17 protein-coding genes and 2 tRNA genes are annotated in these 15570 nt (G+C 68.6%); 14 read left to right on the top strand and 5 right to left on the bottom strand.

Going from position 1 to position 15570, the window contains the following annotated elements:
- Positions 1-42: 42 nt before the first annotated feature.
- The gene (locus G9C83_RS09780) at positions 43-798 is read right to left on the bottom strand and encodes an inositol monophosphatase (protein ID WP_167245956.1); all 756 of its coding nucleotides are present in this window, start codon (positions 796-798) and stop codon (positions 43-45) included.
- Between the two features lie 81 nt (positions 799-879).
- Here G9C83_RS09780 and G9C83_RS09775 point away from each other — a divergent pair, with 81 nt between their 5' ends.
- The gene (locus tag G9C83_RS09775) at positions 880-2664 is read left to right on the top strand and encodes an ATP-binding protein (protein WP_167245955.1); all 1785 of its coding nucleotides are present in this window, start codon (positions 880-882) and stop codon (positions 2662-2664) included.
- Positions 2665-2731: 67 nt separating this feature from the next.
- The gene (locus G9C83_RS09770; protein WP_167245954.1) at positions 2732-3157 is read left to right on the top strand and encodes a universal stress protein; all 426 of its coding nucleotides are present in this window, start codon (positions 2732-2734) and stop codon (positions 3155-3157) included.
- A gap of 307 nt (positions 3158-3464) precedes the next feature.
- On the opposite strand, the gene G9C83_RS09765 is transcribed toward G9C83_RS09770, so the two are convergent.
- A complete protein-coding gene (locus tag G9C83_RS09765) occupies positions 3465-4613 on the bottom strand; it encodes a KaiC domain-containing protein (RefSeq protein WP_167245953.1) in 1149 nt (382 codons plus the stop codon).
- Positions 4614-4733: 120 nt separating this feature from the next.
- Here G9C83_RS09765 and G9C83_RS09760 point away from each other — a divergent pair, with 120 nt between their 5' ends.
- From G9C83_RS09760 to G9C83_RS09750, 3 genes are all read left to right on the top strand, one after another.
- On the top strand, positions 4734-5561 hold the full coding sequence (locus G9C83_RS09760; RefSeq protein ID WP_167245952.1) for an NAD(+)/NADH kinase: 828 nt from the start codon (positions 4734-4736) through the stop codon (positions 5559-5561).
- 55 nt (positions 5562-5616) lie between these two features.
- On the top strand, positions 5617-6555 hold the full coding sequence (mptA, locus tag G9C83_RS09755) for a GTP cyclohydrolase MptA (protein WP_167245951.1): 939 nt from the start codon (positions 5617-5619) through the stop codon (positions 6553-6555).
- A gap of 93 nt (positions 6556-6648) precedes the next feature.
- Positions 6649-6903: a hypothetical protein gene (locus G9C83_RS09750; protein ID WP_167245950.1), complete on the top strand. Its 255-nt coding sequence runs from the start codon at positions 6649-6651 to the stop codon at positions 6901-6903.
- Positions 6904-6906: 3 nt separating this feature from the next.
- Here G9C83_RS09750 and G9C83_RS09745 read toward each other — a convergent pair whose 3' ends face one another.
- Together G9C83_RS09745 and G9C83_RS09740 are read right to left on the bottom strand one after the other, a co-directional pair.
- Positions 6907-7707, bottom strand: a complete 801-nt coding sequence (locus G9C83_RS09745) for a TrmB family transcriptional regulator (RefSeq protein WP_167245949.1) — start codon at positions 7705-7707, stop codon at positions 6907-6909.
- Positions 7708-7765: 58 nt separating this feature from the next.
- Positions 7766-9391 (bottom strand): DUF255 domain-containing protein, encoded by a 1626-nt coding sequence (locus G9C83_RS09740; RefSeq protein ID WP_167245948.1) that lies wholly within the window; start codon positions 9389-9391, stop codon positions 7766-7768.
- A gap of 100 nt (positions 9392-9491) precedes the next feature.
- On the opposite strand from G9C83_RS09740, the gene G9C83_RS09735 reads away from it, so the two are divergent.
- The 5 genes from G9C83_RS09735 to G9C83_RS09715 all read left to right on the top strand — a co-directional run bounded on the left by G9C83_RS09735 (position 9492) and on the right by G9C83_RS09715 (position 11841).
- Complete coding sequence (locus tag G9C83_RS09735; protein WP_167245947.1) at positions 9492-10094, top strand: FxsA family protein; 603 nt, start codon at positions 9492-9494, stop codon at positions 10092-10094.
- A gap of 66 nt (positions 10095-10160) precedes the next feature.
- Positions 10161-10234 (top strand) — tRNA-Ile (locus tag G9C83_RS09730).
- Positions 10235-10687: 453 nt separating this feature from the next.
- On the top strand, positions 10688-10990 hold the full coding sequence (locus G9C83_RS09725) for a hypothetical protein (protein ID WP_167245946.1): 303 nt from the start codon (positions 10688-10690) through the stop codon (positions 10988-10990).
- A gap of 347 nt (positions 10991-11337) precedes the next feature.
- Positions 11338-11544: a hypothetical protein gene (locus G9C83_RS09720; protein WP_167245945.1), complete on the top strand. Its 207-nt coding sequence runs from the start codon at positions 11338-11340 to the stop codon at positions 11542-11544.
- Positions 11545-11574: 30 nt separating this feature from the next.
- On the top strand, positions 11575-11841 hold the full coding sequence (locus tag G9C83_RS09715) for a hypothetical protein (RefSeq protein ID WP_167245944.1): 267 nt from the start codon (positions 11575-11577) through the stop codon (positions 11839-11841).
- Between the two features lie 83 nt (positions 11842-11924).
- Here G9C83_RS09715 and G9C83_RS09710 read toward each other — a convergent pair whose 3' ends face one another.
- Positions 11925-12956 carry an Lrp/AsnC family transcriptional regulator gene (locus tag G9C83_RS09710; RefSeq protein ID WP_167245943.1) on the bottom strand — a complete coding sequence of 344 codons (1032 nt, stop codon included), beginning with the start codon at positions 12954-12956 and terminating at the stop codon, positions 11925-11927.
- A 104-nt stretch (positions 12957-13060) separates the two neighbouring features.
- Between G9C83_RS09710 and G9C83_RS09705 the strand changes: the two genes are divergently transcribed.
- The 4 genes from G9C83_RS09705 to G9C83_RS09690 all read left to right on the top strand — a co-directional run bounded on the left by G9C83_RS09705 (position 13061) and on the right by G9C83_RS09690 (position 15302).
- The gene (locus tag G9C83_RS09705; protein WP_167245942.1) at positions 13061-14119 is read left to right on the top strand and encodes an anthranilate phosphoribosyltransferase; all 1059 of its coding nucleotides are present in this window, start codon (positions 13061-13063) and stop codon (positions 14117-14119) included.
- Between the two features lie 45 nt (positions 14120-14164).
- A complete protein-coding gene (locus tag G9C83_RS09700) occupies positions 14165-14707 on the top strand; it encodes a peptidylprolyl isomerase (protein ID WP_167245941.1) in 543 nt (180 codons plus the stop codon).
- A 130-nt stretch (positions 14708-14837) separates the two neighbouring features.
- On the top strand, positions 14838-15176 hold the full coding sequence (locus tag G9C83_RS09695) for a ferredoxin (RefSeq protein WP_167245940.1): 339 nt from the start codon (positions 14838-14840) through the stop codon (positions 15174-15176).
- Positions 15177-15219: 43 nt separating this feature from the next.
- Positions 15220-15302, top strand: a tRNA-Leu gene (locus G9C83_RS09690).
- Positions 15303-15570 lie beyond the last annotated feature (268 nt).

Below are 15570 nucleotides of genomic sequence, written 5' to 3'. Positions count from 1 at the left end.
CCGGTGGTACGGGCGCGACTGCCATAAGCGCGCTGACGCGAGCTACCGGACCGCTGCTATCAGGTCGTCGCGGACAGCCGGCGTCGTCGCCGCGACGTAGACACCGTCGCCGGGTCGCGCGGTCGACGCGCCGGCCTCCGACGCGAGCAGTTCGCCGACGTGCTGCTCCTCGTCGTCCGGGTGGAAGCAGACGACGCCGTCGAGGCGGCCGCGCGCCAGCGCGCCCCAGTGGACGCACGGCGACCAGCTCTCGACGACGCGCTTGGTGGCGTCGCCGAGCGCCGCCTGCATCGCCGCAGCGTCGTCCAGCCGCCCGTCGCGTTTCACGTCGTGCCCGATGACGAACGCCACCGTCGCCTTCTCCGTCGGCACGTCCCCGTCGGCGGAGACGTAGTCGCCGTCGTAGCGGACGCCGCCGCCGCGGCGCGCGACGTAGAGGTCGTCGCTCACCGGCACGTAGACGCAGCCGATCGCCGGCCCGTCGTCGTCGAGGACCGCGGCCGCAGTCGCGAACGACGGCAGCCCCGAGACGAAGTTGTTCGTGCCGTCGAGCGGGTCGACCACCCAGCGGTACTCGCCGCCGACGGAGACGTCCCCGGACTCCTCGGCGTACACCGCGTGGTCGGGGTGCGAGTCGCGAATCACGTCGAGCATCCGTTCCTCGCTCGCGCGGTCCGCGGCGGACTTCACGTCGTAGCGGGAGAACTCCGCGTCGACCTCGCGGCCGAAGCGCTCGCGGAGGTGGCGGCCGCCAGCGAGACACGCTCGAACTGCCGTATTCTCGACCGTGGAGAGCATCGTCGGACGGCGGCCGACCAGTCCCTAAGCCCTTCCGGTTCGAGGGAAAGCGGTTAGTGCGCGGCCCGCCACCACGGGAGCATGAGCGACCTCGGGGACTTCGCGGACCACGACCGCGGCGACGACGCGGACGCCGCCGACGACGACGCCGACTTCGAGCGGCCGGACCTCGACGACACCGGCAGCGACGACGGGCTCGGCGCGCTCGCCGTCTCGGAGGGGCTCCGCATCCACGAGGACGGCCAGGAGACCACGCTGAAGGCGTACGTCACCGCGGGCAACCGCTCGGCGGTCCGGCTCGGCACGTACCTCGTCGCGCCGTACCCGGGCGGCGAGAAGCTGTTCTGCAAGATCACCGGTCTGGAGTACGTGCAGGCGTTCCAGAGCGACGACGCCACCGAGATTCACGCCCGACGCGCGATGCGCTCCGAAAGCGTCGACGAGCAGGACTACAAGTTCCTCGCAGAACTGGACCCCGTCGCGGTCCTCTACCGTGATGGGGACGACCTCAAGCGCCGGATGGCCGACCGCGTCCCCAAGCCCGAGACGGTCGTGCGCGCGGCCGACGACGCCACCGAGATCAAGACCGGACTCAAAATCCCGGAGGACGGCGTCTTCCTCGGCCACCTCTCCGTGGGCGGCGAGAAGGTCCGGACCGCCGCGGAGCCGCCGACCATCGACTACCGCGTGAAAGACGACTACGAGGCCGGCGACCCGCTGGTCTTCCGGCACACGCTCGTCGCGGGCGGCACCGGCTCCGGGAAGACGCACTCCGCGAAGAACGTGCTCCGGCAGTACCTCCACGAGGACCGCCGCTACCCCGTGGACGCGGGCGGCGCGGAGCGCCGGCTCGCGGTCGTCCAGTTCGACCCGCAGGACGAGTACGCCCAGATGCACGACGACAACCCCGAGGCCGACGCCGGCGACGAGCGCCGCTGGGAGACCCAGGGGCTCGCCCACGGCGGCCACGACGACACCGTCGCGTTCGTGCCGAAGGTCGGCTCGGCGTCGTACGCGGCCGCCCACCACGACGCCGAGCGCGTGGAGTTCACGGTGCCGTTCTCGATGGTCCGGGACAACCCGTGGCTGGTCGCGTCCAGCGGCCTCAACGACAACCAGTACGGCGCGCTCCGCCTGCTGCTCGACCGGTTCTTCGACAACTACGGCGCTGGCGGTACGTACCGGGAGTTCTGCTCGTTCCTCGACGACCCCGCGCTGAAGGAGGAGCTCGACGAGTCCGGGCGCGTCCACGAGGCGACCTACGAGGCCGTGCTGCGGCGCGTCCACGGGATGCCGTCGGGGCTGTTCGACCAGGACGCGCGCTCGATCACGGAGCTCGTGGAGAACCGCCAGTTCGTCCGGCCGGGCCGGCTGTCGGTGGTGCCGACCTACCACATCAGCAACTCGCGGGCGGCCGAGACGGTGGTGCTCGCGGTGTCGAGCCTGCTGGTCGACCAGAAGCTCTCGAACGACCCGCGGTACGAGTCCATCAAGGAGACGCCGCTGGTCGTCGGGATGGACGAGGCGCACAACTTCCTCGCCGACGCCGACAGCGTGCAGGCGAACAAGGTCGTCGGGAAGTTCACGGAGGCCGCCAAGCAGGGCCGCAAGGAGCGCCTCGGCCTCTTCCTCATCACGCAGGACCCCCAGGACATCGCCGACCCCGTGTTCAAGCAGGTGAACACGACGGTCGTCTTGAACCTCGGCGACGAGGACGCCATCAACGCCGTGAACATCCCGTCGTCGCTGCAGTCGAAAGTCCCCTACATGGAGAAAGGCCAGATGGTCGTCTACTCGCCGGACAACTCCGAACCCGTCGAGATTCAGGGGCTGCCGACGTGCCTGACGCGGCACGGCCGAGACTGACGGTCACCCACTGCGGGAGAATCGGCCCACACAATTTTTAACCGGGCGGATAAATCCATACTCGGACATGACGAAGATTCTCGTTCCCGTCGACGGCTCCGAGCAGTCGAAGGAAGCCCTCGAGTACGCCCTCGAACAGTTCAAGGACGCCGACATCACGGCCATCAACGTCATCGACCCGATCGAGGCCGGGTACACGGCGCAGGCGACGGTCCCGGGGTACTCCGAGGAGTGGTTCGAGCAGGCCAAAGAGAGCGCCGACGAGCTGTTCGAGGAAGCCCAGGAGACCGCCGACGAGTACGGCCACGGCCTCGACACGACGACCGAGGTCGGGCGGCCGAGCCGCGCTATCGTGGACTACGCGGACGAGAACGACATCGACCACATCGTGATGGGGAGTCACGGCCGCTCGGGCGTCTCCCGCATCCTCCTCGGCAGCGTCGCCGAGAGCGTCGTCCGACGCTCGCCGGTGCCGGTCACCATCGTCAGGTAGGGCTGACAGGCGGCGCGAACGTGCGCGGGCCGGTGCGCCGCACTCCCGTCTCGGCCGACCCGGGCCAGATTCAGATCACGGCTCGGGTTGGTCCCGGTCTCTTACTTGAACCTACGCAGCTGGGGAGGTCTCTGCCAATCGAACAACCGACGAGCTAGCATCCGCGAGCGAGCGGTCCGAAGGACCCGAGCGAAGCGGTTTACTCGCGGCGAAGCCGCGAGGCCGACGAGCGACCGGAGGGCGCGAGGAGTGCTTTTGGTGTCGGTTTTGCCGAGCGCGCCGGAGGCGCGCGCAGCGCAAAAGCGCCCTAGAAGATATTCGCTTGCCGGTAGACGGAGATGCCCTGGTGAGTGATCTCGTAGGGCTTGGTCTCGCGGGAGTGGTTGGCGTCGCGGATCTTCTGAATCTCGACGGCCAGACGGGTCTCGCGGAAGTCCTCGGGGCGGATGTAGCGGAGGACGACGACGGCGTCGGTGAGGTACTCAATGATGCCGTGGCGGGAGGCGAAGGGGTTGTCCTCGGAGGCTTCGCTGGTGAGCATCGTGGTGACGCCGGCTTCCTTGAGCGCCTTGGTGAAGTCGTAGATTTCGGTGCGGCGGACCGACTGGTCGTCGTACATCATCTCCAGCAGGGAGACGGAGTCGAGGACGAGGCGGCTGGCGCCGAACTCCTCGACGAGCCGCGGGAGTTCGTTGCGGATGCTGGTGAGGGAGTTCGCCATCTCGATGGGGTCGATGTCGATGACGGCGAGGTTGCCCTCGTCGGTGTGGCGGTCGAACTCCCAGCCTTTGTCGGTGGCGCTCTGGACGACGCGCCTGCGGGACTCCTCGAGCGTGATGTAGACGGCGCGTTCGCCGTTCTCGATGGCCTCGTGGAGGAACTGGAGGCCGAACGTGGTCTTCCCGGTGCCGGCGCCGCCGATGGCGACGATGAGCGAGCGCTCGGGGACGCCGCCCTGCACCATCTCGTCGAGGCCTTCGATGCCGAAGTCGATACGCGGGATGTCGGACTCGTACTCCTCGTCCTCCTCGAAGCCGCCGGGGCCGCCGGCGCCGACGTCGCCGTCGAGGTCGAAGCCGAAGTCCTCCTCGCCGCCACCGCTGGGGGCCGCGCCGGGGCCGCCTCCGCCACCGCCGCCGAACGCGGACGCGAAGTCGTCCTCGAAGAGGTCGTCGTCCTCGCCGCCGGAGTCGGCGCCGCCGAACGCCGCGGCGAAGTTGTCGACCTCGCTTTCGTCGGACGCGGACACGTCGGTGTCGCCGAAGCCCGTGGGTTGGTCCGAGTCGAACTGCTCGTCGGGCGTCTCGCTCGCCGGCGACTCGTCGTCCTCGCTATCGGTTTCCTCGTCGTCTGCGCCGCTGTCGGCGTCCCGCTCGGCGTCCGTCGGCCGCTCGGAGTCTTCCGGCTCCTCGTCCTCGAAGGCGCGTTCGAACCAGTCGTCGTCCTCGTCAGCCACGGTGTCGCCTCCGTCCCGCGGCGCCCGGCGCCGTCGGTTGCATGTGTCGGCGGTGGTGGCACAGCGAAAAGTAGTTTCCGCCGCCCGCGGGTTTTTCAAGCGCGGCCCCCGAGTGGAGGTATGCGCGTTGGAATCGTCGCACAGCGGGGGAACTCGCGAGCGGCGTATCTCGCGGCGGACGTCCGGGAGATGCTCGCTGGCGAGGACGTGACGGTGTGGCTGGACTCGGCGACGGCGGACGCCCTCGACGGCAACGGCTACGATGTCGGCGAGTTCGACGCCTGCGACCTCGTCGTGAGTATCGGCGGGGACGGAACCTTTCTGTTCACGGCACGGGGCGCGGGGTCGACGCCAGTGCTCGGCGTGAACCTCGGCGAGGTCGGGTTCCTGAACGCGGTCGCGCCCGAGGACGCGGTGGCGGCGGTCCGCGAGGAGGTCGAGCGCTACCGGGAGCGCGGCGAGGTCCGTCACCGCGAGGCCGCCCGCGTGGTGGCGTCCGGCGAGCGGGGGTGGTCGCTGACGCCCGCGCTGAACGAGGTCGTGATTCAGGGCGAACAGCGCGGGCACGGCCACGGCGTCGACGTGGAGGTGCGCGTGGACGGCTCGCTGTTCGAGGCGACGCACGCCGACGGCGTCATCGTCGCGACCCAGACCGGGAGCACGGCGTACAACCTCAGCGAGGGCGGGCCGCTCGTGCAGCCCGGGGTCGGCGCGTTCGTCGTGACGGGGATGTGCTCGCGGGACGCGATGCCGCCGCTGCTGACGCCCGTCGGCGGCGAGGTGACGGTGCGGGTCGACGGTCCGGAGCACGCGGTGGTGTCCAGCGACGGCTCGAACAGCCAGCGCGTGCGGACTCCCGAGGTGATCACGCTCGAGGCGGCCGACGAGCCGGCGCGGGTCGCCGGCCCGAACGCGGACTTCTTCCAGGCGCTGAACAAACTGGAGTGAGAGGCGGTCGCCGGAACGGAAAGGGTTAGTGAGCCACCACCCCTATGCCGCCGCAATGAGCCAGCAGCTACCGGACGTACAGGCGACCGAGCCGGACGTCGCGGTCGGTCTGAGTCAGGTCGGGGTGACGGGCGTCGAGAAGCTCGTGAAGATCGCCCGCGAGGACAAGCGCCCCATCGTGTTGACCGCGGAGTTCGAGGTGTACGTCGACCTCCCGCAAGGCCGGAAGGGCATCGACATGAGCCGGAACATGGAAGTCATCGACGAGACCCTCGAAGAAGCCGTCTCCGAGCCCGTCTACCAGGTCGAGGAGATGTGCGGGGAGGCCGCCGAGCGGCTCCTCGAGAAACACGAGTACACGACGACCGCCACCGTGGAGATGGAGGCGGAGCTGATGATTCAGGACGAGACGCCCGCGAGCGGCCTGCCGACGCAGGGCACCGTCGACATCCTCGCGTCCGCGACCGCCGAGGAGGGCGAGGCGACCCGCGAGGAGATCGGCGCGCGCGTCGTCGGCATGACCGTCTGCCCGTGCAGCCAGCAGATGATGGGCCAGCACGCCCGCGAGAAGCTCCGCGACCTCGGCGTCGGCGAAGGCGACGTCCGCGAGTTCCTCCAGGAAGTCCCGCAGGCCGGCCACAGCCAGCGCGGGCACGCCACGCTCACCATCGAGACCTCGGGCGACCCCGAGGTCGACCTGATGGACGTCGTGGACGTCGCGCGGGACTCGATGAGCGCGCGCATCTACAACCTCGCGAAGCGCCCGGACGAGGACGCGATGACGTACGCCGCCCACGCGAACGCGAAGTTCGTCGAGGACTGCGTGCGCTCGATGGCCGAGGGCGTCGTCTCCGAGTTCGACCACCTCGACGACGACGCGGTCGTGACGATGAAGCAGTCCAACGACGAGTCCATCCACCAGCACAACGCCCACGCCGAACGCATCGCCGAGTTCGGCGCGCTGCGCGAGGAAGTCGACGCGACCGCCGAGTAGCAGGCGTCTGTTTTCGGGCGGCAGCATGCGAATTAGCGACCAACAGGTGACCGGCTGAGAAAGCGACTTGAGCGCGGTCGGCGAACGTCCCGTATGGTCGGTGTCTCCACGATCGTCGTCAACGCAGTCAAGTTCGGCTACGACCGCTACGGCCCGCGGGGCGCGGTCGCCGCCGCCGTCGCGTTGGGCGCGTCCTACGTCGTAATCAGGAAGGTCGTCCCGATTTTCGCGGACATCAGCGAGGAGCGCATCGAGGAGCTCCACACGCGCGCGACGGAGGACGAACTCGCGGACATGCTCGGCGAGGCGTTCGCCGAGCGGTTCGGCGACCGCGCGGACGCCCTGTAGGGGTCAGTCGAGCGTCGCGGCCTCGCCCCACGTCTCCGCGAACACCTCGGAGACGTCGGCGGCGAACGTGGAGTCGTGGAGGTCGATCATCGCGAACGTCTCGTCGGGCTCGACCGGGTTCGTGACTTCCAGGCAGACCTCGGCGTCGTCGACGATGGTGACGTTGCCCTCGACGACGGGCCCGATGCGCACCTCGTAGCCGGGGTGTTCGGCGAGCACGGCGACGTAGCGCTCGTTGACCTCCCGGGGGAGCTTCGCGGAGAGCTCCTGGGAGATGAGCACGGAGACGTCGACGCCGCGTTCGAGCGCGTCCTCGAGGTGGTCGACGATGCGGCTGGTGGTGTCCGCGACGTCGAAACTCGACGACTCGAACCCGGCGAGCAGGCGCACCGAGTCGTCCGCGGTGTCGATGCGCTCTAAGAGGAGGTCCAGGGAGTCCGCGGGCCCGAGCGCGGCCGTCCAGAACCCCTCCTCGGGCTGAGAGGGCGTCTGGAGGGACGACTCCAGTTCGTCGACGACGGCCTCGTACTGGTCGGCTTTCTCGTGGAGTTCGCGTTTGCGGTCCTCCAGCAGCCTGCCGAGAGCGGTGTCGGGCTCGACGGCGACGTACTTCTTCGGGCGGCTGGCGGCCTGGCTGCGCACGAGGTGCTGGGACTCGATGCTCCCGAGCACGTCGTAGACGCGGCCCATCGGCACGCCGCTCTCCTCGGACAACTCCTTGGCAGTTGCCGGCCCGGTTCGGAGGAGCGCGCGGTACGCGCTGGCTTCGTACTCCGAGAGGCCGAGGTCCCGCAAGTCAGCCATCTCGTTGTCGCTTGCGTACCCGAGGTGAAAAACGCTCCGACGGTTTAGACGGCGCGGGTCACTGCGTCGACTGCGCGACGAGGTCCGCGAGCGCCTCTGGGGAGTCGACGCCCTCGCTGGTGCCGTCGGCCTCCACGAGCCACGCGGTCCCCGGTTCGCCGTCGGCGTCCGGGACGACGACCTTCTCGTGGTCGGCCATCCGGAGCGCGGCGCGATGGAGGTCGCTGCCCGCCTCGTCGGCGACCTCGACGACGAGCGGCCGGTCGACGATCCGCGAGGCGGCAGTGCCGTACGTCGCGACCTGCACGCCCATGCGCTCGGCGGCGCCAGCGAACGCGCCGACCGCGTCCGACGCGACCTCGTGGTAGCGCGACTCCCGCGTGAGGTAGTGGAGGTCCACGAGCGCGTTCGCCATCACCGCGGTGTCGTCGATGGGGCGCAGCGGCCTGTCCAGCAGGCCGGCGCCCTCCGCGGGGCCGTCCTGGAACGCGCCCGTCGCGTCCTGCAAGTCGTCGATGGCGGCGTCCGCGACCGCGACCGCGGTGTCGAGGTAGTCGCCGTCGAGCACCTGCGCCGCCGTCGCGAACGCCTGCACGACGCGCGCGCGGTCCGCGAGCAAGCCAGTGGGCGCGCGCTCGTCGTCGAAGTGCCGGACGGTCCCGCCGTCGACGAGCGTCTCACGGAGGTAGTCGAGCGTGCGCTCGGCGTACCGCGTCGCGGTGTCGTCGTCCGTGTACGCCGCGAAGGACAACAGCGCGTCCGCCGCGAGCGCGTTCACGTCCGCGTACGCTGTCTCGTCAACCGGTGGCTCCTCGTGGCTCGCGCGCTCGTCGGCGGACGCGTCGAAGTACTCGCCGGCGACCTGACTGCCGCCGAACGCCTCCCCCGTCCACAGGGTCCCCGTCGCGTACTCGATGGTGTGCTCGGCGGGCTCCCGGTACTCCTCGCTGCCCGTGTGGAGGTACGCCGACGCGAACGCCCGGAGCAGGCTGGCGTTCTCCGCGAGCACCTTCTCGCGCTGGACGTCCGACCAGTCACGGCCGTGCGCGAACCGGAAGAAGCCGCCGTCGACGTCGTCCGTGAGGTTCCGGCGGATCGCGTCGAGCGTCCGCAGCGCCTGGTCGCGCTCGCGCTTCAGCGCGAACTCGATTGTGGCGGGCAGCGGGAACTTCTCGTCGGTCCCCCAGCCAGCGTAGTCGGCGTCGTACTGCTCGCCGAGCTGGCCCGCGAGCAGGCGCTCGATGTCAGCGTCGACCGTTCCCGCGGGCGGTTCGCCACCAGCGAGCGCGCGCGGTACGCTCCCCGCGTCCTCGCCGCGCTCGTCGTACGTCTCGCGGACGCGCTGGAGAATTCCCCGGAAGCCCTCGGGTTCGAGGAACGTCGCGCCCGCGATGTGGTCGCCCGACGGCGTCACGAACACCGTCGACGGGAACCCGCCCATGTTGTACCGCTCCCGCACGCGCGGGTGGCGGTCGGCGTCCACGCGCACCGGCACGAAGTCGTCGTTGACGTTCGCCGCGATGCGCGGCTCCGCGAACGTGCGCTCGTCCATCTGCCGGCACCAGTCGCTCCACGACGCCACCAGTGACACCAGCACTGGCACGTCGCGCTCGGCGGCCTCCTCGAACGCCGCCGCGCCCCACTCGCGCCACTCCACGCGCGTCGCGTCACCGGACTCGTCCATACGTTCGCTGCGCGGCGAACCCGGGAAACCGTTTCGACACGGGCGAGTCGGGCTCGCCCAACAGAAAGGCTATGGGTCGCGGGACGCAACTCCGTGACACATGCCCCGACTCCGGTGGCTGTTCCTCGCGCTGCTGGTCGTCCCGCTGGCGGACGCCCTCTTCCTGGTGTTCGTCGCGGGCCAGGTCGGCTGGCAGGTGACAGTCGCGCTCGTCGTCCTCACCGCGCTGCTCGGCACGCTGTTCGTGCGCGCGGAGGGACGGAACACGCTCCGGCGCATCCAGCGCTCGCTGGCGCGCGGGGAGACCCCGACGGACGAGCTCGTCGACGGCGGTCTGCTCATCGCCGCCGGCGCGTTCCTCCTCACGCCCGGCCTCCTCACGGACGCGCTCGGCTTCCTGCTCGTGTTCCCGGTGACGCGGTACCCGTTCCGCTACGTCGTCAAGGAGTGGGTCATCAAGCCCAAACTCGACGCGAAGATCGGCGGCTTCGCCACTGGGAACGTCTACACGTTCGGCTTCCCGGGCGACGACGACAGCGGCGCCGGCCCGTTCGACGCCACAGGCGGCGGTGGCGGCAGCGGTGGCAGCAGCGGCGGCAGCGGCCCTGGCTTCGGCTCCGGGGGCGCCAGCCGCGACGACGACACCATCGACCTCGACGAGGACGCCTACGACGTCGAGTTCGAGGACGACGACAGCCGGTAACGCAGGACGGCGCACCGTAGAAAGGAAACCCTTAATTGTACCAGCGGCAAACGTCGGGATGCGTTCGGGCCAGTAGCTCAATTAGGTAGAGCGCCACTCTGATAAGGTGGAAGCTTCCGGTTCAAATCCGGACTGGCCCACTTCCGTTTCCTGCTGTACATTTGGTCTTTGATGCTTTCGTAGCAGCCAATACGAGAACCATCATCAAGACGCGTGAATCTAGTATCTCGGGAACGCATTTCAGACTTCATCAGTCAATTCATTAAGTATAACTAGTCCCATCACAGGGATAGCCAGAATCAGTCCGATAATCATAGGATAGATCTCCACAATTGACTGTTTTGCCGAGTAAAGAGGGTCTCCGTGCTGGATTCCTACACCGAGAATCGTGCTTAGCACGGAAGTCCCTATAAGCAGGTACAGATATGATTTCAGGAATTCTCCAGAGCTAATGTAATCAAACGACATAACCCCACAAAAAGGCCAAATTATACACATCTTCTGCGGCCGGAGACCTGTAGTTTCGGGCGGGTCCGACATGGGGTGCACTACCCTTCCAAATTGTTATCCTCGCTGCCCGCCACTGACCACCAATGACCGACGACGTAACCGAGCTCGTGGACGACCTCCACGAGCGCGCGGCGGCGCTGAGCGACGACCGGGCGGCGCTCGGCGAGCTGTTCACGGCGAACTTCATGCGGCGGCACACGGACGCGGCGACGTTCCGGGGGTTTCTGGACGACAGCGAGTGGGACGTGGCGACGCGGTCGGACTTCGCGGCCATCGACGAGGCGGCGTTCGACGAGTACGTCGCGGCGCGGACGGCCTTCCCGGACTGGGAGTCGATGCTCGGGCAGGCGAGCGAGGAGTGGATGGCGCGCCAGCTCGTCGAGTAGGGGGGGTTTTTGCACGCGCTGCGACTGCGCGCAGCCTTGAGTAGGGACGGCGCCGATAGACGAACTGGGCGCCGTACCCCACCCCCGGCGCCCCGATTGGTCCCACTGCGCGGCGCCGAGGCCGCCTGCCCCTGAACCCTCCCCTCGACCGCGGCCTCGACGTTCGGAAGACGACACGGTCGTCTTCCGTAGCCATCAGAACTCGCAGCGTTCTGAGGACGCCGCCGAACTACAGTCCCCGCTGACTCGTCGCGGCCGGACGCGACAGCGCCTTCTCACGCCACTCGCTCCGCTCGCGGCGAGCGCCGAATCGAGGGTTTGACGCGCCCGGAGCGCGAACGCCCAGTATGGACTCACGCGTGACGCTCGGGCTCGTCGTCGCCGCGGGAATCGTGCTCCCCGGCGTCGCGAACTACCTCCTGAACCAGGCGGGCGCGCCGACCGCGGGCACGGCGGTGTGGGCGGTCGGCTACGCGTCGATGGTGCTCGTGGTGTGGTACGGGTGGATTCGCCCCCTCGACTTAACGGGGCCGGGCGGCGGAACGGAACCTTAAAGGGGATTTCGCGGCGAAATCCAGCCAGCAATGGCGTTCACACCGCTGCCCCTCGTCGACGACTTCCTCGTGAACTACCACCTCGGGCACGCACTGCTCGTGCTGTTCGCGCTGTCCGTCGTCGGCACCATCCCCCTGGACTCCCGGAAAGTCGTGGCGTTGAACGCGTCGCTGTTCGGCGTCGTCTTCTTCGTGACGCCGGCGACCCAACTCGGCAACGACCCGTTCACGTACCGGGTCCTCGGCGTCGCGCTGCTCGTCATCGCGCCGGTCCTGTTCACGACCGCGCGCGAGTAGTCCGATAGTTCCGAGGCACCGTCGACGCCGGACGCCACTCGCTTCTCGCGGCCGACGCACGACGCGACAGCGCCGGCTTCGCGCTACTCGCCGACCAGGTCGTCGTACCGCGCGCCCGTCTGTTTCAGCGTCGCTTCGGAGTAGAGGCGCTCGTGCTCGAACGGCAAGTGGTCGGCCGCGAGCTCGTCGATTTTCTCGTCGACGGCGTCGCTCTCGCGGCCGTGAATCATCGTGAAGAGGTTGTACGGCCAGTCCTGTTCGGGGCGGCGCGGACGGTGGTAGCACAGCGTCACGTACGGGAGTTCGCCGACGCTGACGCCGCGCTCGTCGAGCTCGTCGTCGGGGACGTCCCAGACGACCATGCAGTTCGCGTCGAAGCCGGTGACGACGTGGTTGACGACGCAGCCGACGCGCTTGATGCAGCCGTCCGCGAGCAGGCGCTTCGTGGCGTCGAGCACGTCCTCGACAGGCGCGCCGATGGCGTTCGCGACGTCCCGGTACGGCGTCGCAGACAGCGGGAAGCCGTCCTGAATCGCGAGCAGGAGGTCGGCGTCCAGCGCCGAGAGGTCGCCGGCGGCGTCCTCGCTGATGCGGGTCGCGGAGACGTCCGTGCTGTCCAGGGACTCTCGAGCAAATCTGTCGCCGTTCACGACCGGGAACTCCAGGTCGATGTAGTAGTCCGTGAGCATCGGGAGGGCGAGCACCTCGCAGCCCGTCCGGTCCTCGATGTCGGCGAGGATCTCGTCGCGCTTCTCGCGGCTGCCGGCGGTGACGACGAACCACTGGTTGTACTCGTGGTCGCGTCGGTAGTTGTGGTTGACCTGCCGGTAGCCGTTGATGGTCTCCGCAATTTCGTCGTAGCGGTCCTCGGGCGCTCGCACCGCCGCGAGCGTCGAGGAGCCGATGACAGGGGGGTTTAGAACGGCGCCGAACCGCCGGAAGACGCCCTCTTCGCGGAGGCGCTCGACGCGTTCGAGCGCCTCGGCTTCGCTGACACCGAGCTCGTCGGCGACGGATTCGAAGGGGCGCTCTCGAATCGGGAACCCGCTCTGGTACTCGTCGATGAGGCGTGCGTCCACGTCGTCGACGCGTTCGCGCCAGTCGGCCGCGGCCATTGCCCGCCCGTTGGGACTGCGGGGGCTACTGTTTACCGGTTTGCTGGTGGTTCTTCGCGCGCGCAATGGGTGGATTTAGGCGGGTGGAATCACAACGAGCGGCCATGAGCGATTCGCACGACGAGTGGCCGTTGCAGCGCCTGATGACGGAGGTCGTCGGCTCGGGGCCGAAGTCCGCCGAGGACATGTCCCGCGAGCAAGCGACGGAGGCCTTCGAACGCATCCTCGACCTGCAGCCCGACCCGACGACGCTCGGCGCGTTCTGGCTGGCGAACCGCTGGAAGCGCAACAACGGCGAGGAGCTCGGCGCGTACGTCGACGCGATGCGCCGGGAGAGCGTCGTCGCCGCGGAGCCCGACGCCGACCCCGTGGACTGCGGCGCGAACTACGACGGCAAGGGCGACTCCGCAATTCTGGGTGTCGCAGCGGGCGTCGTCGCCGCGGCCGCGGGCACGCCCGTCGTCGTCCACTCCGGCGACCGCGTGCCCACGCAGAAGCAGGACGCCTACAAGCACGTCCTCGACGAACTCGGCGTACGCACCGACCTCGAACCCGCGGAGTCCGCCGAGATGGTCGACGAGCACGGCTTCGGCTTCTACTACCAGCCGAACTTCAACCCCGTCGTGGACGCCCTCTGGGACCGCCGCGACAACATGGGCGTGCGGACGTTCGTGAACACCGTCGAGACGCTCGCGAACCCCGCGAACGCCGACACCCACCTCGGCTCGTTCTACCACCTCGCGTTCGCGAAGAAGATCGTCGAGACCGCCCGCGAGAGCGAGGACGTCGGCTTCGACCGCGTGCTCATGTTCCAGGGGATGGAGGGCTACGACGACGTCCGCCCCGGCTCCACGACCGTCGCGGAGTGGTCCGAGGGCGCCGAACTCGAGGACTTCACCATCGAGACCGACGACTACGGCATGGACATCGAGAGCGCGGACCTCGAAGTCGAGGACGTCGCCGCGGACTCCGCCGAGATTACGGCGGACGTGCTCGCGGGCGACCGCACGGACCAGTTCGCGGACGCCATCAGGCTCAACGCCGCGCTCCGCATGTACGCCGGCGAGGACGTCGACTCCCTCGACGAGGGCATCGACGCCGCCGACGAGGTCATCGCCAGCGGGCGCGCCGAGAGCCTGCTCGCGGACCTCTGCTCGTTCTAGCCGCGAGTAGGTAGCGTTATCCGACACGACGGCCTCCTTGTGGGTATGACCAAGCAGGCGACCCTCCACACGAGCGAGGGCGACATCGAGGTCGAGCTGTACGACGAGAGAGCGCCGACGACGGTCGAGAACTTCGTCAAGCTCGCCGAGGACGACCCAGCCGCCGGCGCCGACCCCGCGCCCGACACGAAGACGTGGGAGGACCCCGAGAGCGGCGAGGTTCGCGGCGACTCGCTGTACCGGGACGTCGCGTTCCACCGCGTCATCGATGACTTCATGATTCAGGGCGGCGACCCGACGGAGACCGGCCGCGGCGGCCCCGGCTACGAGTTCGAGGACGAGTTCCACGACGACCTCCGCCACGACGACGCCGGCGTGCTCTCGATGGCGAACTCCGGCCCGGACACGAACGGCAGCCAGTTCTTCATCACCCTCGACGCCCAGCCCCACCTCGACGACCGCCACGCGGTCTTCGGCAAGGTCACGGACGGCATGGACGTCGTCGAGGAGATCGGCAGCGTCGACACCGACCGCAACGACCAGCCGAAGCGCGAGGTCGTCCTCGAATCCGTCGAGATTCACGACTGACCCGGTAGTTTTGCGAACGGAGTGAGCGAAACGTCGGCAGAGCTTTGCTCTGCCGGGAGTCGCAGCCGCAAGCCGAGCGAGCGGACCGTCTCCGAGTAGTTCAAAGCACTCCGGCACCAACCACGACGCGATGACCGACGCGGACACTGTCGACCCCAGCGAAATCGGCGAAGCCGACGCCCCGCCAGTCGAGGAGAAGCCGTACAAGCTCGTCTTCGAGGCGAACAAGTGCTTCGGCGCGGGCAAGTGCGCGGAAGTCTCCGACAACTGGGAGATGGACATCACGTCCGGCATGGCGAAACCCGTCTCGTACTTCTTCGACGAGGACGACCTCGACCACAACGTCGCCGCCGCCGACGCCTGCCCCGCGAAGAAGGGCGACGGCGTCATCCACGTCGTCGACCGTCGCACCGACGAGGAGATCGCGCCCGACCCCCACGGCGACGGCACGCTCTCCGTCGACTGGTGAACACACCGTAACCGACTTCTCCCCGCGGCCACCACGACTCAATGCGAGGGTGGCCGAGCGGCCAAAGGCGGCGGGCTTAAGACCCGCTCCCGTAGGGGTACGTGGGTTCGAATCCCGCCCCTCGCACTCGTAGCTTTTGCTGCGCTCAGTCGCTCCGCTCCTTCGCTGGCAAAAGCTACGCTAAAAGCACTCGTCGCTCCCGACGGTCGCTCCTCGGCCTGCGCTCACTCGCTTCGCTCGTTCGCGCAGTGAACCGCTTCGCTCGGGTCCTCCGGACCGCTCGCTCGCGGATGCCCGCCGAGAGTTTTCTCGGCAGCCCTGGCTAGAATCACTCATGAATCGAGCGACCGGACCCTGAGACCACGTAAAACACGCCGCTAATTATTACTCTTGA

The sequence above is a fragment of the Halobacterium sp. R2-5 genome, from assembly GCF_011734195.1.
GTDB lineage: Archaea > Halobacteriota > Halobacteria > Halobacteriales > Halobacteriaceae > Halobacterium.
This window is presented reverse-complemented; position numbering and strand designations above follow the sequence as displayed.